This window comes from Pseudomonas sp. Ost2 (assembly GCF_018326065.1).
Taxonomy (GTDB): domain Bacteria; phylum Pseudomonadota; class Gammaproteobacteria; order Pseudomonadales; family Pseudomonadaceae; genus Aquipseudomonas; species Aquipseudomonas gingeri.
The window spans coordinates 4384159-4406637 of record NZ_AP021904.1 but is presented as its reverse complement, the minus strand read 5'-3'; the positions used below and the strand labels follow the sequence as shown (position 1 = coordinate 4406637).

Here is a 22479-nt window from a genome sequence, read left to right as displayed (position 1 = left end):
GCATGAATTCCCTGGACCACAGCACTTTCCACAGTATCGGCCAGTTGCAGCAGGCGCTGCGCGGTGGCCGGCTGACCAGCGAGGCGCTGGTGCTCGCCCAACTGGCGCGTATCGAGCGTTTCAACGGCCAGCTCAATGCCTATGTCGAGGCCTACAGCCAGCGTGCCCTGGGCGCGGCCATCGCCGCCGATCGCCAGCGTGCCGCCGGCGTTGATCTGGGACCGTTGCACGGCATCCCGGTGGCGATCAAGGATCTGTTTGAAATCGCCGGACAGGCCATCACGGGTGGTTCGCTGGCGCGACGTCCGTGTATCTCCACGCTCACGGCAACGGCCGTGCAGCGCCTGGAACGGGCCGGCGCGATCATCCTGGGCAAGACTCATACGGTGGAGTTCGCGTTTGGCGGCTGGGGCACCAATGCGGTGATGGGCACGCCCTGGAATCCCTGGGACCGCCAGGTCCATCGGGCTCCGGGCGGCTCCAGCAGCGGCTCGGCGGTCGCGGTAGCCAGCGGCCTGGCCAGCGCTGCCCTGGGGACCGATACCGGCGGTTCGGTACGGATTCCCGCCGGCATGTGCGGCCTGGTGGGCTTGAAGACCACGCGCGGGCTGATCAGTCGCCATGGGTTGATCGAGCTGTGTCCGTCGCTGGATTCGGTGGGACCGCTCACCCACACCGTCGAAGACGCGGCGTGGATGCTCGACGCCTTGCTCGGCCCGGACCCGCTGGACCCGGTCTCGGCCCGGGCGCCGGTGTTCAGTGCCGCGGCGGGACTCGACCAGTCGGTGGCCGGCCTGCGGGTCTGGGTCTTGCCGCAGGCCGAACGTGCCGCCATTGCGCCGGATATCCTGGCGGCCTACGATCATGGCCTGGAACAACTGGCCGCCCTGGGCATGCACCTGGTGGAGCAGCCACTGCCACGCTCGCTGGAGTCGTGCATGCGGGTGGCCGGCGGACTGATGAGCGCCGAAGGATATGCCAGCCTCGGCACGCTGTTCGAACAGCCCGACCTGCGTTTCGATCCCCATGTGCAACGGCGCGTGCTGAGCGGCAAGGCCATCGACGCGGCGGCCTATATCGAGCTGCACCACCAGCGTCGTGCGGCGCGCAAGGCCATGCAGGAAGCGATGCTGAATGTCGATGCCTGTGTGTTCCCGACCAATGCCGTCGGCAGCGTACCGCTGGATCAGGTTGATGAGTACGGTACGCCACTGGCCCTGCTGGGACGTTTCGCCAACCTGCTCAACCTGTGTTCGGTGGCGCTGCCGGTGGGTTTTGACGACCAGGGCATGCCGGTGTCGATGCAGGTGGTTGGCCGGGCGTTCGCCGAGCCGCTGATCCTGCGCATCGGCCATGCCTATCAGCAGCGGACAGACTGGCACCAGATCAATCCGAGCGGCTGGGCGTTGGACAAGGAGGCGGTGTAATGGAGATTTGCGTGGTAGGCGCGGGCATCGTCGGCCTGAGCAGTGCCTGGTTCCTGCACCAGGCCGGGCATCGGGTCACGGTGGTCGACCAGGCATCCGGGCCCGGCATGGGCGCCGTAGCCGGTAACGGTGCACAGTTGAGCTACAGCTATGTGCAGCCGCTGGCCGACCCGTCGCTGTTGCCCGGTATCCCCAAGTTGCTGCTCGACCGCAGCGGTCCCTTGCGCTTCACCCCGCAATGGAGCCCGGAGCAATGGCGCTGGTGTATGGAGTTCCTGGCCGCCTGCCGGACCTCGGTCTCCCGCCAGACCACCGTGGAGCTGCTGGCGTTGGCCACCGAGAGTCGCCAGGCCCTGGATGGCTTCATGCAGGAGCAACAACTGGATTGCGATTTCACTCGAACCGGCAAGCTGGTGTTGTACCCGGATGCCGAAAGCCTGGACAAGGCGCAGCATCAACTGCGCTTCCAGGCCGGCCTGGGATCGCGACAGCAGACAGTCAGCGCCAGCGAGGCGGTGGCGATAGAGCCGGCGCTGGCCGGCTATCGGTCGGCGTTCCACGGTGCGATCCATACCGACAGCGAGTGCGCGGTGGACGGACTCAAGCTGTGTCGCGAAATGGCCCGGATCATGGCCGACGAGGGCGTGCAGTTGTTGTTCGGGCGCAAGGTCGAGGGCTTCCGGCGCCAGGGCCAACTTATCACCGCGTTGAACCTGCGCCATGTCCGCGAGGGAGCCGAAGTGCTGCACTGCGAGGCGGTGGTGCTGGCGGCAGGCGCCCACACCACCGGCTTGCTGGCGCAACTGGGCCGCCGCCTGCCAGTGTATCCGCTCAAGGGCTACAGCATCACCCTGCCGATTACCGGACACACCCGGGCACCGACGGTGAGCATCACCGATATGCGCCGCAAGACCGTGTTCGCCCGTATCGGCGATCGCCTGCGAGTCGCGGGGATGGTGGAGTTGTGTGGAATGGATGCGTCGATTCCGCCGGCGCGGATCGAGCAGTTGCAGGCCTCGACGGAGGCGCTGTTCGGTGGAGGCTGGGACATCGGGGACTGCCAGCCCTGGACCGGCTGGCGGCCGGCAACACCCACCGGCAGGCCTGTGCTTGAATGCCCCGCAGGCAGTAACCTGTACCTCAATACCGGTCATGGCGCACTGGGCATGACCCTGGCCTTTGGCAGTGCGCAGCGACTGGTACGGTTGGTCGAACACACGACCCACTGAATTTTATCCAAGGAGAACGACCGATGACGATTCAACGTTTCCAGAGCAATGCGCGGATGTCCGGTGTAGTCAGCCATGGCGGCGTGCTTTATCTGGCCGGCCAGGTTCCCGGCGACCTGCAAGGCGATATCACCTCCCAGACCCGCCAGGTGCTGGCAAAGATCGACGGGCTGCTGGCCGAGGCGGGTAGCGACAAGACCCACCTGCTCAGCGCACAGATCTGGCTCAAGCATATCGACCGCGACTTCGCCGCGATGAACGCGGTGTGGGATGCGTGGCTGCCACAAGGCGGCTCGCCGGCCCGGGCCACGGTCGAAGCCAACCTGGCGCATCCCGAGGTGCTGGTGGAGATCATGGTGATTGCGGCCAGGGCAGAGCTGATCTCGTGATCCATGACCGTACCGGGGAGTCGACCCGCTGCTGAAGAAGCAAGCTGCGGTAAACTGTTGGCAGAGGTTTATCGGTTGGCCTGTAAACCAACCGATCAAATCATTCGTGTCAACGAACGGTGCAATGGACATGGCAGTATCACAGGTACGGGAAAAGCTCATCGAAGCAGGGCTGAGCATCATCGCCACCCAGGGCTTCAATGGCACCGGAGTCCAGGAGATCGCCGACCTGGCGGGCGTCCCGAAAGGCTCTTTCTACAACTACTTCGACAGCAAGGATGCGTTTGCCGTCGAAGTGCTGGAGCGCTACTGGCAGAAGGGCCGGTACAGAGTGATCCTCAGTGACGAGTCCCTGGGCGATCCGCTGGTGCGCCTACGGCATTATTTCGAGGCGCTGGCGGCCGCCCGGGTCGATGACAGGTTCCTCTCCGGTTGCCTGATCGGCAACTTCTCTTCCGAACTCTCCGAGCAGAGCCGGCTGGTGCGTGATCGCCTGTCCGAGATATATGCCGGCTGGGCCCGCGCCCTGGAAATCTGTATCCGTGAGGCCCAGGACCTGGGCCTGGTCGGCCGCGATGTGGCGGCCGCGGAGCTGGCGTCGTTCGTCCTGAATGCCTGGCAGGGCGCGGTCCTGCGCACCAAGGTGGAAAAGGACGGGCTCGCCCTGCAGCAGTTCATGACCGTGGTTTTCAAGCGCGTCCTCGTCTGAGGGCATTTCAACCGCAGATCAGCGCAGGTTATCGGGCTTCTGAATGACCCGCTGGTTTGTATTGCTCTTGCATTGCGACAGGATCCTGTCGCAATGCAGTTAAATATATATGTAGCCGCAGTCCCACGTAATAAAGGGTCAATCCTCTCCGACGCCAGGTTTATTGCTTACAACAGCTCCGTTCGAAGTATACGAAAGTGAACGTTCTGAATGGGGGTAATCATGTAGGTGGAGACTTGATGATGGCGGACGAGAGATATGTACCAGGGCAGGTGTTTGAAATCAGACCTTTGCACATCGTGGCGGGAAGGCCACAGACCTTCGGCACTGGCGTGGGTGGAAGCTACGCAGGAGACGGCAACGGCTGGGGGCTTCAGGAGGGGCCACGACGAGGGGAGGGAGGTCCGGGCAGGATCCGTGAGGCCACACCGAATCTCCTGTCCGACCTGATGGGCGGCGAAACGGATTTTCAGTCTGTCGCCGATGAATATGACTCGCGTCTCAGAACAGTGTCGACTGATACAGAATATGAGCTTGAGCAAAAAAACAGGCCATATAGCGCTGGCAGGTGAGCGGTCAGGTTGGCGCGAAATGGGCGAGCTACCACGATGCCTTTCAGGGATTTGATTCCGGACTTTCCGGATAATCTTTCGGAGATCGCCGCATCTGTAGGCACGGTGGATCTGCCTTATCGGATTTATGGCGACCGTTCGAATTACTCGGTGATTGCCACGCCTACATAGATAAAGAGGTGTTGTGATGAGCATGGAACTTGTCATTCTTGCGAAGACATTTGTTTCTGGTGGCGTTCCGGCAGATCAGTTTGCTAAGTCTTATATGAAATCCTGGAAGAGCGAAGGCGAAAGCGGTTTTCTGCAAAAGGATGATCCTGAACTCTCGGAGTGCTGCTCGGACATCTTCATGCATGCCGACTGTTATCAGCCGGAGCCTGGTCGCGATGAATCAGAGACTGATGAAGGTGAGTTCAGGAAGCGAGTGAGGGACACCCTGGATAAATTTAAACTCATTTGAGCCACCTTTTCTATTCAGGGTTAATCAAGAGCAAGCCCCGTTATTCGAAGGGAGTAACGAGGTTTGTTCCTGATCGGCCTGCGTGTACCCTCAGCCCACCACCTCCCGCAATCGATGCCATAACATTCCCAGCGCCAACAGCGGCGAGCGCAGGGCCTTGCCGCCGGGGAAGGTCATGTGCGGTACTGCACTGAAGATATCCATGCCCTGGCTCTGGCCGGCATGGATGGCTTCGGCCAGCAGGCGGGCGGTCCAGTGGGTCACGTTGACGCCGTGACCCGAATACCCCTGGGCATAGAACACATTCGGGTGCTGCTGCAAACGTCCGACCTGGGGGAAGCGGTTGGCGGTGATGCCGATCTTGCCGCCCCATTGGTAGTCGAGACGCACATCGGCCAGTTGCGGGAATACCTTGAGCATCTTCGGTCGCATATAGGCACCGATATCCGCCGGGTCCCGTCCGGAGTAGTGGCAGGCGCCGCCGAACAACAGGCGACGGTCGGCGGAAAGGCGGTAGTAATCCAGGCCGACCTTCTGGTCGCACAGCGCCAGGTTCTGCGGGATCAGTTCGGCGGCCATTGCCGGCGTCAGCTGTTCAGTGGCGATGATGTAGCTACCGGCTGGCAGGACCTTGCCGTTCAGCCGTGGCTCAAGGTCTTCCAGATGCGCGTTGCAGGCCAGCACCAGGCTGCCGGCACGTACCGAGCCGGCGGCGCAGCGGACCTGCACGGTATCGCCGTGAACCAGTTCGAGTACCGGACTCTGCTCGAAGATCCGCACCCCCAGCGACTCCGCCACCCGGGCTTCGCCGAGCACCAGGTTGAGCGGGTGCAGGTGGCCGGAGCCCATGTCGATCAGACCACCGGCATAGGCGCTGGATGCCACCACCTGGCGCATGTCCCGTGGCTCGACAATTCGCGTCTCATGGCCGTAGCCCAGTTCCGCCAGGTGTTCCTGCTCGGCACGGAACGCTGCGAACTGCGCCGGGGTATTGGCCAGTTCGCAGAAGCCCCAGCGCAGGTCGCAGTCGATGGCGTGCTGGCTGATCCGCTCGCCGACCACCGCCACCGACTCGATGCCGGCACGTTCCAGGTAACGCACGCCATCCTCGCCGACGTACCTGGCGAAGCCGCTGACATCATGACCGATGCCACGGATCAACTGGCCGCCATTGCGTCCGCTGGCGCCCCAGCCGATGCGCCGACCTTCGAGCAGGATGACCGAAAGTCCGCGCTGGGCCAGTTCGATCGCCGTGTTGACACCGGTGAAGCCGCCTCCGATCACGCAGACGTCGGCCGTCAGCTGCGACTCGAGCCGGGGTCGATCCGGCAGCGAGTGGGCGGACGCAGCGTAATAGGAACGGGCATGTTCCATCGTGCTGTCATGGATCATTTGTTGGTCTTCACTTTGCTCCAGGAGCGGGTCATCAGGCGCATGATTTCCGGTTTCGGGGTGGTCGAGATGTACAGCTTGTCGAGAACCTCCTGCGGTGGATAGACCTCAGGATTGTTCACCAGGTCGGCATCCATGTATTGCTGGGCGGCCGGATTGGGGTTGGCATAGCCGACCGTGGCGCTGACCTTGGCGATCACCTGCGGATCCAGCAGGTAGTTGATGAAGGCGTGGGCTTCTTTCACGTTGGCGGCGTCGGCCGGGATCGCCAGCAGGTCGAACCACAGGTTGCTGCCTTCCTTGGGAATCGAGTAGGCGATATTGATGCCGTTCTTCGCTTCCTTGGCCCGGTTGGCGGCCTGGAACACGTCGCCGGAGTAACCGAAGGCGACGCAGATATCACCGTTGGCCAGGTCCGAGATGTACTTGGAGGAATGGAAGTAGGTGATGTAGGGACGCAGGGTCAGCAGCTTGGCCTCGGCTTTCTTGTAGTCCTCGGGATTGGAACTGCGCGGGTCCATGCCCATGTAGTTGAGGATTGCCGGGAACACTTCATCCGGCGAGTCCATGAACGACACGCCGCATTGGGTCAGCTTCTTCAGGTTCTCCGGCTCGAACAGCACCGCCCAGGAGTCGATATGGTCGATGCCCAGGACCTGCTTGACCTTCTCGACGTTGTAGCCGATGCCATTGGTGCCCCACAGGTAAGGCACCGAGTGCTCGTTGCCCGGATCGTTTTTCTCCAGCAGCTTGAGCAGTTTCGGATCGAGGTTCTTCCAGTTCGGCAGTTGCGAGCGGTCGAGCTTGAGGAAGGCCCCGGCCTTTACCTGGCGGGCGAGGAAGTGGTTGGAAGGCACCACCACGTCGTAGCCGGTGCGTCCGGCCAGCAACTTGCCTTCCAGGGTTTCGTTGGAGTCGAACACGTCGTAGATCACCTTGATTCCGCTCTTCGCCTGGAAGTCGGCGAGGGTGGTTTCACCGATGTAGTCGGTCCAGTTGTAGACACTGACGGTCGGTTCGGCGTGGGCCGTGGCACTGAACAGCAATGCCAGGGCGACCGGAATCGCGGATTTCAATAGACGCATATCGACACCTCGTTGAGTGGTTTTTAACGTGGGTAAAGGGTTCGGGATCAGACGCTCAGCAACAGGAACTCGCGTTCCCAGGAGCTGATCACGCGCTTGAAGTTCTCGTGTTCGGCGCGCTTGACCGCGACGTAGCCGCGCACGAACTGGGTGCCCAGGTAGCGGTCGATGGTCGGGCAATCCTCCATGTGTGCCAGGGCATCCTCGATGGTGATCGGCAAGCGCAGGTTGCGACGTTCATAGGCGCGGCCTTCCACGGGCGCGTTGGGCTCAATGCCTTCGATCATGCCCAGGTAGCCGCACAACAGGCTGGCGGCGATGGCCAGGTACGGGTTGGCGTCGGCCCCCGGCAGGCGGTTTTCCACGCGCATGGCATCGGGACTGGAAGTGGGGACGCGCAGGCCGACGGTGCGGTTTTCCTCGCCCCATTCGACGTTGACCGGTGCCGAGGTGTCCGGCAGGAAGCGGCGGAACGAGTTGACGTTGGGCGCGAACATCGGCAGGACCTTGGGGATGTACTTCTGCAGGCCGCCGATGTGGTGCAGGAACAACTCGCTTTTGGAGCCGTCTTCATTGACGAAGATCGGCTTGCCGGTGGCGATGTCGACCACGCTCTGGTGCAGGTGCATGGCGCTGCCGGGTTCGTCGGCGATGGGCTTGGCCATGAAGGTCGCGGTGACGTTGTGCTTGAGCGCCGCTTCACGCAGGGTGCGCTTGAATACGGTGATCTGGTCGGCCAGGTCGAGGGCGTCGCCATGGCGGAAGTTGATTTCCATCTGCGCCGGGCCATCTTCGTGGATCAGCGTGTCGAGATCCAGGCCTTGCAGTTCGCACCAGTCGTAGACGTCTTCGAACAGCGGATCGAATTCGTTGGCGGCATCGATGGAGAACGACTGTCGGCCGCTCTCGGCACGACCCGAACGGCCCAGTGGCGGCTTGAGCGGCAGGTCCGGGTCTTCGCAGCGCTGGGTCAGGTAGAACTCCATCTCGGGGGCGACGATGGGCTGCCAGCCCTTGTCGGTGTAGAGCTGCAGGACTTTCTTCAGGACGTTGCGCGGCGACAGCTCGACCGGGTTGCCCTGTTTGTCAAAGGTGTCGTGGATGACGATGGCGGTCGGCTCGATGGCCCATGGCACCACGTAGATCGCCGAGGCGTCGGGGCGGCAGATCATGTCGATATCGGCGGGGTCGAGCAGGTCGTAATAGACATCGTCATCGACGAAGTCCCCGGTTACCGTTTGCAGCAGCACACTTTCCGGCAGGCGCATGCCTCGTTCATGCAGGAACTTGTTGGTGGGCGCTATCTTGCCGCGAGCGATACCGGTCAGGTCGCTGACCACACACTCTACTTCGGTAATCTTGTGTTCTTTCAGCCAGGAAGACAGCTGATCGAAAGGGGCATTCATAAGGACCTCGTCGTTGGTTTTATCAACGCCAGGTTTGGCCTCCGGTTTGCCTGAAAACGGCGGGAGGCTTCCCCTGCAGCGCATTGACGACTATCTTGGGCGAGCTTTGTGGTTCCATCTATCCACTTTTTGAGCTCTAAGACGCACCAAAAAAGTGCGCGACGGTCAGCCCATGACAGAGTCAATTCCCTTGCGGGTCCAAGCGTTCAATACCGCCGACGTGGCCGAGCAGATCCGCGCGACGCCGGGTTGGGTCCAGCATTACCAGCAGATGTCGCCCGGGCATTTCGCCGGGCAGATCCGCTATCTCGACCTGCACGGCGTGGAAATCTACGAGGAGTGCATGAACACCCGCGTCGAGCAGAATTTCAGCGCGCCGACGGGCTCGCTGGCGTTCTGTTTCGATCGCAGTGACAACGCCTTGTATGTGCTCAATGGCGAAAGCCGCAATATCTGGATCACCCCGGAGAACTACCAGGAGATAGCGGTAGTGTTCGGACCGGAGTTCGTCCAGCGCCATGGCCTGGATGTCGCGAGGCTGGAGGGCCTGTTCCTGGCGCCGCTCAACGCGCAGCAGAATGCGTTGTTCTGTCGTTGGCTGAGCGGGACGTTGACGCGCCTGGCACAGACCTTCGATCCGCCGAGCCGGGAGGTCCTGACCGGGCAACTGCTGGAGGACTGCCTGTATATCCTCGATAACGCCTGTGTGCGTCTGGATCACGGCTCGCTGCAGCGTCGGGCGGAGGAGCGGGGGATCATGAAGCGTATCGGCGAATGGGCGGCCGATGCCCCCGAGGAGACTCTCAACCTGCTGGAGCTTTCCCAGGTCGCCGGGGTTTCATTGCGCCAGTTGCAGCATGCCTTCAAGGCGTTCACCGGGATGACCCCGACCCACTGGCTGCGCCTGCGCCGCCTGAACAGCGCGCGCAATGAGTTGCTGCGCAGTCGCAACCTGGAGACCACGGTTGCCGAGGTGGCGATGCATTGGTCGTTCTGGCACCTGGGGCGGTTTTCCAGCAGCTATCGGGCACTGTTCAAGGAGTTGCCGAGCGAGACCCTGAAGCGTCGGCAACTGATCCGCTAGGCGGGGATCAGAGACCGCCCAGCAAGTCATGGGCGTTGAGCAGTTCGTAGGCTATTTCCGGATGTTTTTCCAGGCCACGGCGAATCGCCGCGGGGATCGACTGGCGGGTCTTGCGACACATGCCGGGCAGTTCGTCGATATGAATGCCGATACCGCGCATGGTCCGTACTTCGTTGGGGCCCGGGGCGATGGTCACGCGAATCCCCAGTTGTTCGTACATTCGATGTTGCAGGCGTTCGAGGTCCGCCAGGCTCTTGAGGTCTTCGAGCCGGTCGAGCAGCACCTTCTCCTCCTGGCGGGTCAGGCGCAGGATTCGCAGGTCGGTGCCGGGCGTGTCCAGCAAGCGTTCCCGCTCGCAGATGCAGGCGCCGGGTGGACAGGGCTGGCGGATCGGAGGCATGGGGTTCATGGACTCCGATCATAGCTAACCGGGCCGGCTTTTGCTCATCGGCTTTGCAGCGCACTCAGCACTTCATAGGCGGCCTTGACCCGAAGCGGATTCGGGTAGTTCTTGTTGGCCAGCATCACGATGCCGATATCCTTGGCTGGTACATAGGCGACATAGGCGCCGAAGCCACTGGTCGAGCCGGTCTTGTTCACCCACCTGTCGGCGCGTGGTGCCTCTGGCGTCTTGAACCAGCTGGTTTTCTGCGGGTCAAGCATCGTGTTCGAGTTGCCTTCGGTCAGGGTATCCAGCTTGACCGGGTAGGGGTAGAGCTCCCAACCCAGGCCCTGGGTGGTGTTCCCGAACTGGTAGTAGCCGGTGTGGGTCAAGGCGATCGCCTGCTGCAACGGCGCCTCCAGCTGTTGCGGCTTCATGTTCACCTGGACGTAATGCAGCAGGTCGCTGGATGTGGTCTTGATGCCATAGGCTTCGGAGTCCATCGCACCAGGGCCGACCCTGGAAAGGGAGTCGTCTTTCTTGTAACCCTGGGCATAACGGTTCATCCGGTCCTTGGGGACCCTGACGTAGCTATCCTGGAGCCCCAGCTTGGGAAGCAGCGTCTTTTCCATCAGATCATCAAACGGCCGGCCCAGGCTTCTGGCTGCCACGTAGCCGAACAGGCCGAGGCTCGGATTCGAATACTGCCGTTGCTCGCCGGCGGGGTAAGTCGGTTTCCAGTTCTGGAAGTAGCCGAGCATCTTGTCCGAGCTGTCCGCCTCATCCGGAAATTGCAGCGGCAGGCCGCCGGGAGTGTAGGTACCCAGTTGCAGTACGCTGATCTTGTCGAAGGCACTGCCTCGCAGCTCGGGCAGGTAGTGGCTGGCGTTTTCCGAGAGCGACAGTTTGCCCTGGGCGACGGCGTAGCCGGCGAGGGTGGCGGTAAAGGTCTTGCTGACCGAACCGATCTCGAACAGGGTGTTTTCCGTCACGGCCTGCTTGCCGGCTTTCGACGCCACGCCGTAGTTAAAGTAATGTGCCTGGCCATTGACGAGTACCGCCACGGCCATGCCGGGAATGCCCTGTTCCTGCATGAGGGGACGAACCGCTGCGTCCACGACAGCCTTGAGTTCGGCAGGTGTGGCAGCGGCGGCAAGACAGTTTCCGGAGCCGAGCAGACCCAGGAGGGTGGCGAGCAATGTGCTTGTGAAAGGAATTTTCTTTGGCATGATCTGGCTACTTTCCATGAATTTCATCTTGTTTTGTTACATTTTGCCGGGCAGGCTCAAGGGCGGTCCGTCTTCGCCCTCAAGTGCCTGATGGATTGACGAACACCGCATCGAGCGGTGACAGCGGCTGCCGAGCACGAGGCGACAAGGAGGCTGGTGTGCAATGCGAGGCTCAATCTATGCGATGACCCTATCATCGGCAAACGACGAATTTTCGGATTAGCCATTAGGAAAATTAGGAGATCAAGTGTGGTTCGACCTCACCTGCCGTTGAATGCCCTGCGTGCGTTCGAAGCGTCGGCACGCCATCTGAGCTTTACCCGGGCGGCTGTCGAGCTGTGCGTGACCCAGGCGGCGGTCAGTCATCAGGTCAAGAGCCTGGAAAGTCAGTTGAAGGTCACGTTGTTCAAGCGCCTGCCCCGTGGCCTGATGCTGACCGCCGAGGGCGAAAGCCTGCTGCCGGTGGTGCGCGACTCCTTCGATCGGATCGCGCAGGCCCTGGGTCGGTTCGAGGGAGGCCATTATCGCGAGGTGCTGACAGTGGGGGCGGTCGGGACCTTTGCGGTGGGCTGGCTGTTGCCGCGCCTGGCGGATTTCCAGGCTCGCCATCCGTTTATCGACCTGCGTCTGTCGACCAACAACAACCGGGTGGACGTGGCGGCCGAAGGGCTCGACTTCGCCATTCGTTTTGGCGCGGGGGCATGGCATGGGGTCGACGCCATGCGTCTGTTGGAGGCACCACTGTCGGTGTTGTGTATTCCGGAAATTGCCCGGCAACTCCACACCCCGGCGGACGTATTGAAACAGACGCTGCTGCGTTCCTACCGTACGGACGAGTGGCCGGAATGGTTCCAGGCCGCCGGATTGCCGGGTAACAGCCTGGTCACCAACAGCATCGTCTTCGATTCTTCGCTGGCGATGATGGAGGTGGCGCTCCAGGGCGCCGGAGTGGCCCTGGCACCGAGCATGATGTTCTCCCGGCAACTGGACGCCGGTGATATCCGCCAACCCTTCGATATCGGCATCGTGACGGGTAGTTACTGGCTGACAAGGCTGCAGTCACGTCCGGAAACGTCGGCAATGGCTGCCTTTCGCAGTTGGCTCATCGAGCAACTTCAGGATTCAGGAGTGAATCAGGGCAATGGCAAACGACACCACGATTGCACAAGCGATGGCCAAATTCAGATTCATAAGTGAGCGTCCGGCAGGATAGGAGGTGGCCTATCCTGGAGGGGACTGTTGAAAATAAAAAATTCTGTTTTGCGATTTGAATGATCAATCGAAATGATGATTCAACACGTCGGGTCAGGCTGGTTCAGGGAGCCAGCAACTCGAACGCCAGCTTGAACAGCGGAATGGCGACGCAGACGATGACCAGGCCAATCTGCCAGCGCATTACATTGATCTGTGACTGCATGCCCGACATCGACAATCGCAGCTCCGCTCCCTGTTCCTGCATCGATAGGCGCAGCTCGCTGCCTTGTTCCCTGATCTGTGAACGGAGCTCGGCATTCTGTTCAAACATCAGGGTTCGCAGCTCGTTACACTGTTCCTTGATCGAGCTGCGTAGCTCATTGCCCTGCTCCTTGATCGAGTTGCGTAACTCATTGCCTTGCTCGTTGATCAGGCCACGTAGCTCGTTACACTGTTCCTTGATCGAGCTGCGTAACTCATTGCCCTGCTCGCTGATCAGACCGCGTAGTTCGTTGCTCTGCTCCTTGATCGAGTTGCGTAACTCATTGCCCTGCTCGCTGATCAGGCCGCGCAGTTCGTTGCTCTGCTCCTTGATCGAGGCGCGTAACTCATTACCTTGCTCGCTGATCAGGTTACGTAGTTCATGACTCTGCTCCTTGATCGAGCTGCGTAGCTCGTTACCCAGTTCTTTGATCGAACCGCGCAACTCATCACCCTGTTCCTTGATTGACGTCCGCAGGCGCTCTTCGGTCTGTAGCAGATCTGGCTTTGACGTAAAGTCCTGCATATCGGCCTCCCAGGCATCTACCACAGCCTTGGCTTTGTCGGTCGGAGCGTTGGTGGCGACCAGCGCATCGTATAGGCTCAGGGATAGTCTCATCGTTGCTCCTGCAATAGACGATAGCGATTCTGGTGGAATAATCGACTCAAACTTGCAGGGTCTGATAGTCAGGCTTTTCTTCAGATTTTGTAGGTAAGTCCTTAGCTTTTTGCGCGCAGTTGATCGTTTTATGTAGCCTGGCGAGACGCCCAGTCCCGTTGCCGCCGGGCCACCGCCTGGGCGGTTTCTCCCACCAGCGCCTCGTAGACCGAGGGGGCAGTGGCACCCTCGGTGCTGATCAGCAAGACCCGTGAGTGCCTATCCAGACCCACCTCGTCCTTGAGTGCCGGGGATTTGAGCAGATGGATCAGTCCGGCCAGTCCGGCCACCGCCGACTCGCCCGCTATCAGCGGGCTGTCGCGTCGACTGCCACGGGCCAGGAGGCGCATTGCGTCGACCGCTTCATCGTCTTCGATCGCCAGGAAGTGATCGATGCCCGGACGCAGGAATTTCCACGCCAGGGGAGAGGTTTCGCCACAGGCCAGTCCGGCCATTACCGAGTCCACCGAGCCCTGGGTCCGGCTGGCACGACCATTGATGGCACTCTGTAGGAGGCAGTCGGCCTGCCGCGGTTCTACCACGATCATCCGTGGCCGGGCCTGCCCGTGGTGTTCCCAGAAGTAGCTGGCGATCCCGGCGGCCAGGCCGCCGACGCCGCCTTGCAACAGCAGATGAGTAAAGGCGGGTTGTCCATGGTGCTGTTCGAGCACTTCGGCGGCAATGGTGCCGTAGCCTTGCATCACGTCGCGGGGGATATCCTCGTACCCTTCATAGGAGGTATCGGAAACCACCCACCAGCCATTGGCGGTTGCCAGCCGCGCAGCCTCTTCGACGGAGGCGTCATAGTGGCCGCTGATGCGTACGATCCGCGCGCCATAGGCGGCGATGGCGGCTTCCCGTTCGTGGCTGACATTCGCATGCAGGACGATAACGCAACGGCAGCCGATGCTTTGCGCCGCCGCCGCCAGCGCACGCCCGTGATTGCCATCGGTGGCGCTGATGACCGTGAAGTCGGCCAGTGTGTCGCGATAGTCGCCGTTGAGCAGGCGCGCCACGTCGAAGTGCCGTTGCGCAAACTGCCGAAGCAACAGGTGCAGCAGGGCGACCGGGGCACCCAGGGCCTTGAAACTGCCGAGTTCGGAGCGTGCCGATTCATCCTTCACGCACAGTTGGTCGATGCCCAGGCTGGCTGCCAGGTCCGGTAGTTCGAACAGCGGCGTCGGGCCCGGGTTCAGCCGGTTCCAGCCGGCCAGCCAGGCACGGCTCTGGTTGGCTTGCTCAATGTTGAGAATGGCCTTCAGTTCATCGGGGTAGTCCTGGCGGCAGGCATTTTCATTGGTGATCAGCATGGAATACTCCAAGGGACGGGAAGCGGGCGTGGGACTCGCGGGCGATCAGCGGCAAGTGGCGAGGCGGCGGGTCACAACGTCGAGCAACACCTCGGCGCCCTTGAGCAGTTGCCCGTCGTCGGTGTGTTCCCGTGGGTTGTGGCTGATGCCGCCTTGGCTTGGCACGAAGATCATCGCCGCCGGGGCGATACGGGCGATCATCTGGGCGTCATGTCCGGCCCCGGAAGTCATGCGCCGTGACGAGAATCCCAGGCGTCGGGCCGAGGCCTCGATTTCGTCCGCCAGTCCGGTATCGAAGACCACCGGCTGGAAGCGCACCAGTTGTTCGCACTGGATATGTACGCCTTCCTGCTCGGCGACTTGCCCGATGATCGCGTTGAGGCGTTGTTCGGCCGCTTGCAGGCGGGCCTCGTCCGGATCGCGCAGATCGACGGTGAATGTCGCCTTGCGCGGGATCACGTTGATCACATCCGGTTCGAAACGCATGCAGCCGACAGTCGCCAGGGTGGTGCCGGCCGAAGCCAGGGCGATCTCGCGCAATTGACTGACCAGGGTGCTGGCGGCCCAGCCGGCATCATGGCGCAGGTTGATCGGGGTGGTGCCGGCATGATTGGCGTTGCCCTGTACCGTGACCCGCTGCCAGGAGATGCCCTGCAGGTTCTCGACCACGCCGATCAGGGTGTTTTCCGCTTCCAGGATCGGTCCCTGTTCGATGTGCAACTCCAGGTATTCATGGGGCACGATGCTGCCCGGCTGCAACTCGCCGGCATAGCCGATACGCGCCAGCTCATCGCCGAGGCGCGTGCCGTCGGTGCCCCGGGTCGACAGTGCCACCTCGAGCGTCAGGCCACCGGCGTGCACCAGCGAACCCATCATGTCCGGCTGGTAGCGCACGCCTTCTTCATTGCTGAACGCGGCAATCACCAACGGGCGGGCGGGATGCTCGTCAGCCTCGCGAAAGGCGCGGGCCACCGCCAGGCCGGCGAGCACGCCGTAGCAGCCATCCAGCGCGCCGGCGTTGGTCACGGTGTCGATATGGGAGCCGATCATCAGCGGCGCCAGCGCGGTGCCATGCCGAGGGTTCAAGGTGCCGAAGATATTGCCGATGCGGTCGATCCGTATCTCGAGTGCCAATTCGTTCATCCACTCGACCAGTTGATCGCGCCCGGCTTTTTCCGCGTCGGTGAAGGCGATGCGTGTACGTCCTCCTGCCTCATGGTCGCGGCCGATCTCGCCAAGCACCTGGATCTGTCGCAGGAGTTCGTTGCTGTTCAGGTGCAGGGCGGTGTGGGGGACGGGATCGGTCATCGGCGACTCTCTTGTCTGGAGGTTCTGGGGGTGAATGAAATAATATCCCGCGTGATGTTGATTCTTTCCTTGAAATTCAGGCTATGGCTGATGTTTTCTTGCATCATCGAGCAAGTCTGATCAATTTTATTGCGAGGTGTTCCTTGAGCCTGGACGAGTTCGACCGCCGATTGATCGCCGCGGTCCAGGAAAATGCCGGGCTGTCCCAGAGCGAGTTGGGCGAGCGGGTCAACCTGTCGCCCGCTGCCGTCAATCGCCGGCTCAAGCGCCTGGGCCAGATCGGTGCTATCCGCAAGACCGTCGCCGTGGTCGATCCCGTCGTGCTCGGTTATCCGTTGACGATCATTGCCGAGGTCGAGGTGGAAAGTGAGCGCCTGGACCTGCTGGATGCAATGAAGCGCAGCTTTGCCGACTGTCCCCAGGTCCAGCAGTGCTACTACACGGCCGGAGAGTGGGATTTCGTCCTGATCCTGGCGGTGCGGAGCATGGAGCACTACACCGAGCTTACCCGGCGGCTGTTCTTCGAGAACAACAACGTCAAGCGCTTCAAGACGCTGGTCTCCATGAGCAGCGTCAAGGCCGGCCTGCAGGTGCCGGTCGACGAGTAGCCGTCAGGCGAACAGCCGAACGCCGCACATGCCGCAAAGAATCGCCGCGGCCAGCAACGCGCTGACTGCGGCACCACACCACCATGCGCGATTGGCGAAAGATGGCCTGGCACCATGGGCCAGCATCACCCCGCGCAGACCGCTGGCCAGGTGGGTCAGTACAAAAAACACGCCCAGCGCATAGTGGGGCACCAGGCGGATATTCCACGGGTCGTGAATCAGTCCGGTCGGTGCGCCCGTGGCGAAGGCCCAGTCGGTGGGGATGCCGAGAAAGGTCCTGGCGAAAATGAAGACCGAGTTCATGTGCCCGAGGATGAACACTGCCAGAAACAACCCCGAGGCCACCTGGAACATGCGATAGCGATCGACGCCCTGGTAGCTCCAGGTCCATGCCAGGTGCAGGCCGCTGCCGATCTGGAAGAGCATGACCAGGACCAGCAGCGGTTCTATCACGGGGGCCCGATAGACGTGGCGGCCGATCTCCATCACCGTCGCGTGAGACTCGGGGCTGACCAGTCCGAAGAGGTGGTTGAACAGATGAAACAGTACATACAGGGTCGCCAGAGAACCGGCGATACCATGGGCGACACGCAGCTTTGCGCTGGCGGGTGCGCGTACTGGTTCGTCGGCATTCCGGCTATTGTTCAGCCATGCCCCGAGCAATAGCCAGATCGGCGTCCAGAGCCATTTATCCGGCAGCGTGCTGCCTGCCATGTAGGTGAGCACGCCGAAAAATACATAGATCGTCGGCGCCGCCATCGCCAGCATCGCAAATCGCCTGGCCCGGCGCTGAATCGTCGAGGAGAGTGCCGGATGCGGGGATTGTCCGGCCAGCAGCAGGTTGCCCAGGGGGACCAGGAAAGCGACGAGTAGCCAGAGGGCAGCCAGACGGCTTGCGCCGGCCGACAGCGCCTGGTTGTCGCCGCCTGCCGATACCGTTCGATGAAAGGCGTCGAGTATCCACGGATAGAGCGCGGCACTCAGGGCCGGCGCCCAGACGATCAGTCGTCTGGTCCGGGTGTCTTGCCTGTCCCGGTGGGCGTGGAGCGTCTCTGAGGCAATATTGTCGGGCATGGGTTGGATCATCCATCGGCAAATAAGGTCCGGCCGGGCACGAAGCCACGGGAAAACGTCCCGGGCGGGCATGGCAGGAGTGGAACGTCGGGTGGTGCGTGAGGTACGCTGGGGCTGCTGCACCAGCGTTTGCACCGTGGCAGATCATGCAGGCAAGAGTGAGGCGTGTAAGCGGCCAATCCGTGGGTAAACGAGGAGACCAATAGGCGCGCGAAGCGTCTGGCCCGGGACGATAACGGGCATGGTCCTTGTTTCGCGGAACACTTTTCATTGACCCGGATGCCCCCGCGTCGCTCATCAGGCCCGATAATGCCGGGCTTTCCTCACTCCAGGCGTTCCCTCCCCATGTTTGAAATCGAGCCGTTCAATCCCGAGACCTATCGGCAGCAGACCCGTCGTAGCACCCTGATCATCGCGGTGCTCTTCGTCGTGCTGGCGATGCTGCTGTCCGGGCTGGCGGTCATGCTCTTCGGCACGCCCGGTGGCGACAACTTCCGCTTCAACGCCGGCGGCGTGTTCGCAGCGGTCCTGCTGATGGCGGCGCTGATGCGCCAGGTATTCTGGTCGCAGCCGTGGATGGCCGCGGCAGTCTATGGCTGGCAGCTCAAGCGCAGCCTGATGCGGATCACCAACGTCATGCACCAGGTGACCGTGCAGGTGCAAACCAATGATCCGGTGGCGATGAAGCTGCTGCGTTTCTATCACCTGGGGCTGACCCAGATGCATCAGCTGGACGGCAACTCCAGCAGCCTCAGCCAGATGGTCCATGAGATCGACCAGCACAAGGCGGCCATGGAAACGCTCGGGCTCGACCCCGAGCAACCCCGGCTGGATCCGCAATGGCTGGAAGCCGTCAGGAAAACCGCCACGCGCTAGGGTGCCAGGCGTTCGCGACCTATACTCAAGGCATTCGAAGGCGTGCGGCCGATTGTGACCGCGCCTGTTTCAGGGAGTGGCGAGCGTGAGCCGGCGTGGGTGGATCTTCGCCTTGATCGCGGTGCTGGCCGGATGCATCGGCCATGAGCGCGCCCGAGAGAATCCGGTAGCCGTCAATGTCAGCCCGCAGACCTGGCTGCAGGTCGACGTCGATCTGGTGCTCGCCTCGCAGGAGGCCACCCGTCAGGCCGAAGAGTATGCGCGCGGCGCCATGGACCATTGGCGAACGCGGGTCTACCAGCAGACCGACGAAAAATTCCTGCCCTGGTACAACAGCTACTGGACCCAGGAGTGGCTGTCGGTCAAGGTCGGCTGGTACAAGCTCAACGAGCGCGGCGAAGCTGATCCGTCGGCCAGGCGCCTGGCAGTCTACCTGCAGGATCAGTATCAACGGCGCGTGCTGGCGCCGGTCGCGGTGGAGATCGATCCGGAGGTGATCCTCGAGCAGTCGACGCAATTCTATGTGGAACTGATGGGGCGTCAGGCCGGGGCCATTGCCCAACGTCATGGCGTGCCGTCGGAGCAACTGGACCGTCACCTCCAGGCCATTCCGGCCATCACGCTGGGGCCGCCCCCGGCGCGCAATGCCTCCCTCTATCACCTGTTGCAGGCACAACCCCTGAATACATTGCCGGCCTATGCGGCATTGGCCGATAGGGTTCGCACCGCCGCCGGAGCACCGTCGGACGAGCCGGGTGTCGGCATCTCCGCGGTGGCCAGGCAGACCCGCGAAGACCTTGAGGCCCAGTTCGCCGGTCGGGGCGTGGCCGGTGCCGTCGCGGCGGCGGTAGGGCGGGTGGCCGGGGCGATGATTTCCGTTGGCGTGGCCGGTATCCGTGCGATGAGCCACGAGAGCGATCGACCCAATACCGATGCGCAGATTCGCAAAAACCTGGGAGCGGCCTTCGACCAGGCCTGGCTCAAATCGCTGAACAGCCCCGGTACGGGGGTGATGGCGGGCGTCTATTATCTATCGGGGCAGATCGAGGGGGCCCTGGCGATCACCGCCAGGGAACCGATATCCCGAGAGATATCCGGCCCCTGAACATGTGACGCAAACTCATCCCGAAGGCTTCTATTAAGGTAGAGTCGGCGCCTACGTCGATGCACATCATCAGGGATTCGAGTCTTTCATGCAGCCACGCCCGCAACGCCCCCTCTGGCAGGTCTACCTGGTTTTTCTCGCACCCATGGTGCTGTCCAACTTCCTGCAATCGTTCTCCGGCACGCTCAACAGTATCTATATCGGGCAGATGCTCGGCACCCAGGCCCTGGCGGCGGTGTCCGGCATGTTCCCGGTGGTGTTCTTTTTCATCGCCCTGATCATCGGCCTGGGGGCAGGCGCCTCGGTGCTGATCGGGCAGGCCTGGGGGGCGCGCGAGCCGGAGGCCGTCAAGGCCGTGGTCGGCACGACCCTGGCCCTCGGCGCGCTGATCGGGCTGGTAGCGGCGGTGCTCGGGAGCATCTTCGCCCGGCCTGCCTTGCAGGGGCTGGGCACACCCGCCGACGTGCTGGACGATGCCGTCCGTTATGCGCAGGTGATGATGCTGATCATGCCGCTGCTGCTGCTCTTCGTGCTGTTCACGCAGTTGCTGCGTGGAATCAGTGACACGGTATCGCCGCTGCTGGCGTTGCTGGTGTCCACCGGTGTCGGCCTGTTGCTGACCCCGGCCTTGATTCGCGGCTGGCTCGGGCTGCCGCAGATGGGCATCCAGAGCGCGGCATTGGCCGGCCTGGCGGGGACGGCCTGCGCCATGCTGTTCCTGGCCCTGCGCCTGCGCCACAAGAACAGCGTCATGGCGCCGGACCGCGCCCTGCTGGCGGCAATGCGCCTGGACCGGGCGATCCTCGGCAAGGTCCTGCGTATCGGCCTGCCGACCGGCTTGCAGATGATCGTGCTGTCGTTGTCCGAACTGGTGATCCTGTCCCTGGTCAACCAGCACGGTTCCCAGGCCACGGCGGCCTATGGCGCGGTCACGCAGATCGTCAACTACGTGCAGTTCCCGGCGCTGTCGATCGCCATCACCGCCTCGATTCTCGGGGCCCAGGCCATCGGTGCGGGGCGTCAGGAACGGATCGGCCCGATCCTGCGCACCGGCCTGCTGATCAACACCTGCCTGACCGGTGGCCTGATCGTCCTCGGCTACGGGCTTTCCCACTGGTTGCTGGGACTGTTCATCACCGACCCGGCCACCCAGGCGACTGCCGAGCACCTGCTGCATATCATGCTCTGGAGCCTGCTGGTGTTCGGCTTCCAGGCCGTGATCGGCGGCATCATGCGCGCCAGCGGCACGGTGATGGTGCCGGTGCTGATCATCATCTTCTGCATCGTCGGGATCGAGTTGCCGGTGGCCTACCTGCTCGATGCCCGCCTGGGCCTCGAAGGCGTGTGGATGGCATTCCCGGCGGCCTATATCGGCATGCTCGTACTGCAGAGCGCCTACTACCGCCTGGTATGGCGACACAAGCGGATCGAGCGCCTGATCTGAGCGCGGATGGCCCTCGTTCAAACGGTGCGTCGGACAGGGGGGAAGGCGTGACGCCTGGCCCGCCAGGCAATCAGCAGGCCCGCCAGCAGCCAGGCCACCAGCGTCCAGGGAAGGGCCGTGGCGCCCAGGGTTTCCAGGACCACGGCGCCGACGATGCCGCTGCCCGCATAGGCCAGGTTGAACACGGTGACGAGCATCGACTGGGCTTCTTCGGCACCATCGCCGGCGGCATCCGCCAGGGCGGTCTGGAGCAATGTCGGCGCGCCGCTGAAACTCAGGCCCCAGAGTGCGACGCCGATATACAGCACCGCCTGCGACGTCCCCCGCAGGCCCAGGCCCAGGGCGACCAGCGCAAAAGTCCCCAGGCTGATCACTACCAGCACGCGCAGCCACCGATCGACGAGCAGGCCGACGAGCCAGACGCCCAGCATGGCTGACAGGCCGAACACCAGCAGCACCTGTTCGAGGGCGATACCGGGGTCGACACTTTCCAGGAAGGGGGCGATGTAGGTATAGAGCGTGTAGTGCGCCATGATCCACATCCAGACCACGCACAACACGGGACGCACCCCCGGTGTGCTCAGCACCTTGCGCAGCGACGGACGGGCCACTTGCTGTTCGGCGGGCGCTTCGGGGACGCCCAGCCATACCCAGATCATCAGCAGCAGGCTCATCGCCGACAACAGGCCGAAGATCACACGCCATTCAACCAGCCTTGTCAGCCAGGCACTCAAGGGCACACCCAGGGACAGGGCCAATGGAATACCGAGCATGGCCAGGGCCAGGGCGCGACCTTGCAACGAGGTCCCGACCATCCTGCGGGCACAGCCGGCCATCAGGCTCCAGGCCATCCCGGTCGCCAGGCCAACGATAAAACGGGCCAGGAGTATCAGCCCATAGGAGCTCGACAGGGCGGTCAGCGCGTTGCAGATAAAGAACAGGGCGATGCTCAGCAGCAGGAGCGAGCGGCGCCCATGATTGCGGGTGGCAAACGTCAGGGGAATGGCCCCCAGTCCCGACCCGAGGGCACAAAGCGTCACCCACTGGCCGGCCAGCGCCTCGGACACCCGGAATCCGTCGGCAATCTGCGGCAGCAGTCCGGCGGGCACGGTTTCATTGGCGGTGGCGATAAAGCTGCTCAGTGTCAGCGCCAGCAAGCGAATGACCGGGAGTCCGCTCGCGATGTCAGGTGGGTTGGGCGACGGGAGCGTCGCGACTGTCTGTTCTTTCATGGTTCGCATGACCTTCCAGGGTGGGTTTAAAGCCTGAAAGATTGC

General features: G+C 62.5%; 20 protein-coding genes and 1 pseudogene. 11 read left to right on the top strand and 10 right to left on the bottom strand.

All coding sequences use genetic code 11. The features are described from left to right. The first annotated feature begins 2 nt into the window (after positions 1–2). The 5 genes from KI243_RS19335 (at position 3) to KI243_RS19315 (ending at position 4786) form a co-directional block, all read left to right on the top strand. Entirely contained in the window at positions 3–1427 is a 1425-nt protein-coding gene (locus KI243_RS19335; protein WP_212809769.1) for an amidase, read from the top strand. Beyond that, positions 1427–2656, top strand: a complete 1230-nt coding sequence (locus tag KI243_RS19330) for a D-amino acid dehydrogenase (RefSeq protein ID WP_103032542.1) — start codon at positions 1427–1429, stop codon at positions 2654–2656. Before KI243_RS19335 ends, KI243_RS19330 begins: the two co-directional genes overlap by 1 nt. A gap of 23 nt (positions 2657–2679) precedes the next feature. Continuing rightward, entirely contained in the window at positions 2680–3045 is a 366-nt protein-coding gene (locus tag KI243_RS19325; protein ID WP_017125222.1) for a RidA family protein, read from the top strand. Between the two features lie 130 nt (positions 3046–3175). After that, positions 3176–3754, top strand: a complete 579-nt coding sequence (locus KI243_RS19320; RefSeq protein ID WP_212809768.1) for a TetR/AcrR family transcriptional regulator — start codon at positions 3176–3178, stop codon at positions 3752–3754. Between the two features lie 759 nt (positions 3755–4513). Then, positions 4514–4786, top strand: coding sequence for a colicin immunity domain-containing protein (locus tag KI243_RS19315; protein WP_212809767.1), 273 nt, complete (start codon positions 4514–4516; stop codon positions 4784–4786). Between the two features lie 90 nt (positions 4787–4876). Here the strand turns inward: KI243_RS19315 and KI243_RS19310 are convergent, their stop codons facing one another. The 3 genes from KI243_RS19310 to KI243_RS19300 are packed head-to-tail and all read right to left on the bottom strand — an operon-like array spanning position 4877 to position 8669. Beyond that, on the bottom strand, positions 4877–6178 hold the full coding sequence (locus tag KI243_RS19310; protein WP_177087870.1) for an FAD-binding oxidoreductase: 1302 nt from the start codon (positions 6176–6178) through the stop codon (positions 4877–4879). Beyond that, positions 6175–7263: a polyamine ABC transporter substrate-binding protein gene (locus KI243_RS19305; protein WP_103032540.1), complete on the bottom strand. Its 1089-nt coding sequence runs from the start codon at positions 7261–7263 to the stop codon at positions 6175–6177. The genes KI243_RS19310 and KI243_RS19305 overlap by 4 nt, the downstream gene beginning before the upstream one ends. A gap of 47 nt (positions 7264–7310) precedes the next feature. Further along, positions 7311–8669, bottom strand: a complete 1359-nt coding sequence (locus KI243_RS19300; protein WP_017125226.1) for a glutamine synthetase family protein — start codon at positions 8667–8669, stop codon at positions 7311–7313. 172 nt (positions 8670–8841) lie between these two features. Between KI243_RS19300 and KI243_RS19295 the strand changes: the two genes are divergently transcribed. Then, a complete protein-coding gene (locus tag KI243_RS19295; RefSeq protein WP_177087872.1) occupies positions 8842–9753 on the top strand; it encodes a helix-turn-helix domain-containing protein in 912 nt (303 codons plus the stop codon). Positions 9754–9760: 7 nt separating this feature from the next. Here the strand turns inward: KI243_RS19295 and KI243_RS19290 are convergent, their stop codons facing one another. Next, positions 9761–10162 (bottom strand): hypothetical protein, encoded by a 402-nt coding sequence (locus KI243_RS19290; RefSeq protein ID WP_042934985.1) that lies wholly within the window; start codon positions 10160–10162, stop codon positions 9761–9763. Between the two features lie 35 nt (positions 10163–10197). After that, the gene (ampC, locus tag KI243_RS19285; RefSeq protein WP_063824051.1) at positions 10198–11364 is read right to left on the bottom strand and encodes a class C beta-lactamase; all 1167 of its coding nucleotides are present in this window, start codon (positions 11362–11364) and stop codon (positions 10198–10200) included. A gap of 249 nt (positions 11365–11613) precedes the next feature. On the opposite strand from ampC, the pseudogene KI243_RS19280 reads away from it, so the two are divergent. After that, positions 11614–12474, top strand: a pseudogene (locus tag KI243_RS19280) (LysR family transcriptional regulator); the annotation flags it as partial. 205 nt (positions 12475–12679) lie between these two features. On the opposite strand, the gene KI243_RS19275 reads toward KI243_RS19280, so the two are convergent. From KI243_RS19275 to KI243_RS19265, 3 genes are all read right to left on the bottom strand, one after another. Continuing rightward, positions 12680–13438 carry an apolipoprotein A1/A4/E family protein gene (locus tag KI243_RS19275; protein ID WP_212809766.1) on the bottom strand — a complete coding sequence of 253 codons (759 nt, stop codon included), beginning with the start codon at positions 13436–13438 and terminating at the stop codon, positions 12680–12682. A gap of 128 nt (positions 13439–13566) precedes the next feature. Beyond that, positions 13567–14787 (bottom strand): diaminopropionate ammonia-lyase, encoded by a 1221-nt coding sequence (locus KI243_RS19270; protein ID WP_212809765.1) that lies wholly within the window; start codon positions 14785–14787, stop codon positions 13567–13569. A 45-nt stretch (positions 14788–14832) separates the two neighbouring features. After that, positions 14833–16095 carry a Zn-dependent hydrolase gene (locus KI243_RS19265; RefSeq protein ID WP_212809764.1) on the bottom strand — a complete coding sequence of 421 codons (1263 nt, stop codon included), beginning with the start codon at positions 16093–16095 and terminating at the stop codon, positions 14833–14835. 143 nt (positions 16096–16238) lie between these two features. On the opposite strand from KI243_RS19265, the gene KI243_RS19260 reads away from it, so the two are divergent. Then, entirely contained in the window at positions 16239–16703 is a 465-nt protein-coding gene (locus tag KI243_RS19260) for an Lrp/AsnC family transcriptional regulator (protein ID WP_177087882.1), read from the top strand. Positions 16704–16706: 3 nt separating this feature from the next. Here the strand turns inward: KI243_RS19260 and KI243_RS19255 are convergent, their stop codons facing one another. Further along, entirely contained in the window at positions 16707–17777 is a 1071-nt protein-coding gene (locus KI243_RS19255) for a hypothetical protein (protein ID WP_212809763.1), read from the bottom strand. A gap of 345 nt (positions 17778–18122) precedes the next feature. Between KI243_RS19255 and KI243_RS19250 the strand changes: the two genes are divergently transcribed. The 3 genes from KI243_RS19250 (at position 18123) to KI243_RS19240 (ending at position 21202) form a co-directional block, all read left to right on the top strand. Continuing rightward, positions 18123–18653: a DUF3087 domain-containing protein gene (locus tag KI243_RS19250; protein WP_177118711.1), complete on the top strand. Its 531-nt coding sequence runs from the start codon at positions 18123–18125 to the stop codon at positions 18651–18653. Positions 18654–18738: 85 nt separating this feature from the next. After that, positions 18739–19758, top strand: a complete 1020-nt coding sequence (locus KI243_RS19245) for a hypothetical protein (protein WP_212809762.1) — start codon at positions 18739–18741, stop codon at positions 19756–19758. 88 nt (positions 19759–19846) lie between these two features. Next, positions 19847–21202, top strand: coding sequence for an MATE family efflux transporter (locus KI243_RS19240; protein ID WP_177087886.1), 1356 nt, complete (start codon positions 19847–19849; stop codon positions 21200–21202). A gap of 17 nt (positions 21203–21219) precedes the next feature. Here the strand turns inward: KI243_RS19240 and KI243_RS19235 are convergent, their stop codons facing one another. After that, positions 21220–22434, bottom strand: a complete 1215-nt coding sequence (locus KI243_RS19235) for an MFS transporter (RefSeq protein WP_212809761.1) — start codon at positions 22432–22434, stop codon at positions 21220–21222. Between the last annotated feature and the right edge of the window lie 45 nt (positions 22435–22479).

Coding starts and splice junctions, on each gene's coding strand:
- KI243_RS19315 (WP_212809767.1), top strand. CDS start 4,514: ATGAGCATGGAACTTGTCATTCTTGCGAAGACATTTGTTTCTGGTGGC.
- KI243_RS19305 (WP_103032540.1), bottom strand. CDS start 7,263: ATGCGTCTATTGAAATCCGCGATTCCGGTCGCCCTGGCATTGCTGTTC.
- KI243_RS19330 (WP_103032542.1), top strand. CDS start 1,427: ATGGAGATTTGCGTGGTAGGCGCGGGCATCGTCGGCCTGAGCAGTGCC.
- KI243_RS19265 (WP_212809764.1), bottom strand. CDS start 16,095: ATGACCGATCCCGTCCCCCACACCGCCCTGCACCTGAACAGCAACGAA.
- KI243_RS19310 (WP_177087870.1), bottom strand. CDS start 6,178: ATGATCCATGACAGCACGATGGAACATGCCCGTTCCTATTACGCTGCG.
- KI243_RS19290 (WP_042934985.1), bottom strand. CDS start 10,162: ATGAACCCCATGCCTCCGATCCGCCAGCCCTGTCCACCCGGCGCCTGC.
- ampC (WP_063824051.1), bottom strand. CDS start 11,364: ATGCCAAAGAAAATTCCTTTCACAAGCACATTGCTCGCCACCCTCCTG.
- KI243_RS19270 (WP_212809765.1), bottom strand. CDS start 14,787: ATGCTGATCACCAATGAAAATGCCTGCCGCCAGGACTACCCCGATGAA.
- KI243_RS19250 (WP_177118711.1), top strand. CDS start 18,123: ATGTTTGAAATCGAGCCGTTCAATCCCGAGACCTATCGGCAGCAGACC.
- KI243_RS19275 (WP_212809766.1), bottom strand. CDS start 13,438: ATGAGACTATCCCTGAGCCTATACGATGCGCTGGTCGCCACCAACGCT.
- KI243_RS19235 (WP_212809761.1), bottom strand. CDS start 22,434: ATGAAAGAACAGACAGTCGCGACGCTCCCGTCGCCCAACCCACCTGAC.
- KI243_RS19255 (WP_212809763.1), bottom strand. CDS start 17,777: ATGCCCGACAATATTGCCTCAGAGACGCTCCACGCCCACCGGGACAGG.
- KI243_RS19325 (WP_017125222.1), top strand. CDS start 2,680: ATGACGATTCAACGTTTCCAGAGCAATGCGCGGATGTCCGGTGTAGTC.
- KI243_RS19295 (WP_177087872.1), top strand. CDS start 8,842: ATGACAGAGTCAATTCCCTTGCGGGTCCAAGCGTTCAATACCGCCGAC.
- KI243_RS19335 (WP_212809769.1), top strand. CDS start 3: ATGAATTCCCTGGACCACAGCACTTTCCACAGTATCGGCCAGTTGCAG.
- KI243_RS19320 (WP_212809768.1), top strand. CDS start 3,176: ATGGCAGTATCACAGGTACGGGAAAAGCTCATCGAAGCAGGGCTGAGC.
- KI243_RS19240 (WP_177087886.1), top strand. CDS start 19,847: ATGCAGCCACGCCCGCAACGCCCCCTCTGGCAGGTCTACCTGGTTTTT.
- KI243_RS19300 (WP_017125226.1), bottom strand. CDS start 8,669: ATGAATGCCCCTTTCGATCAGCTGTCTTCCTGGCTGAAAGAACACAAG.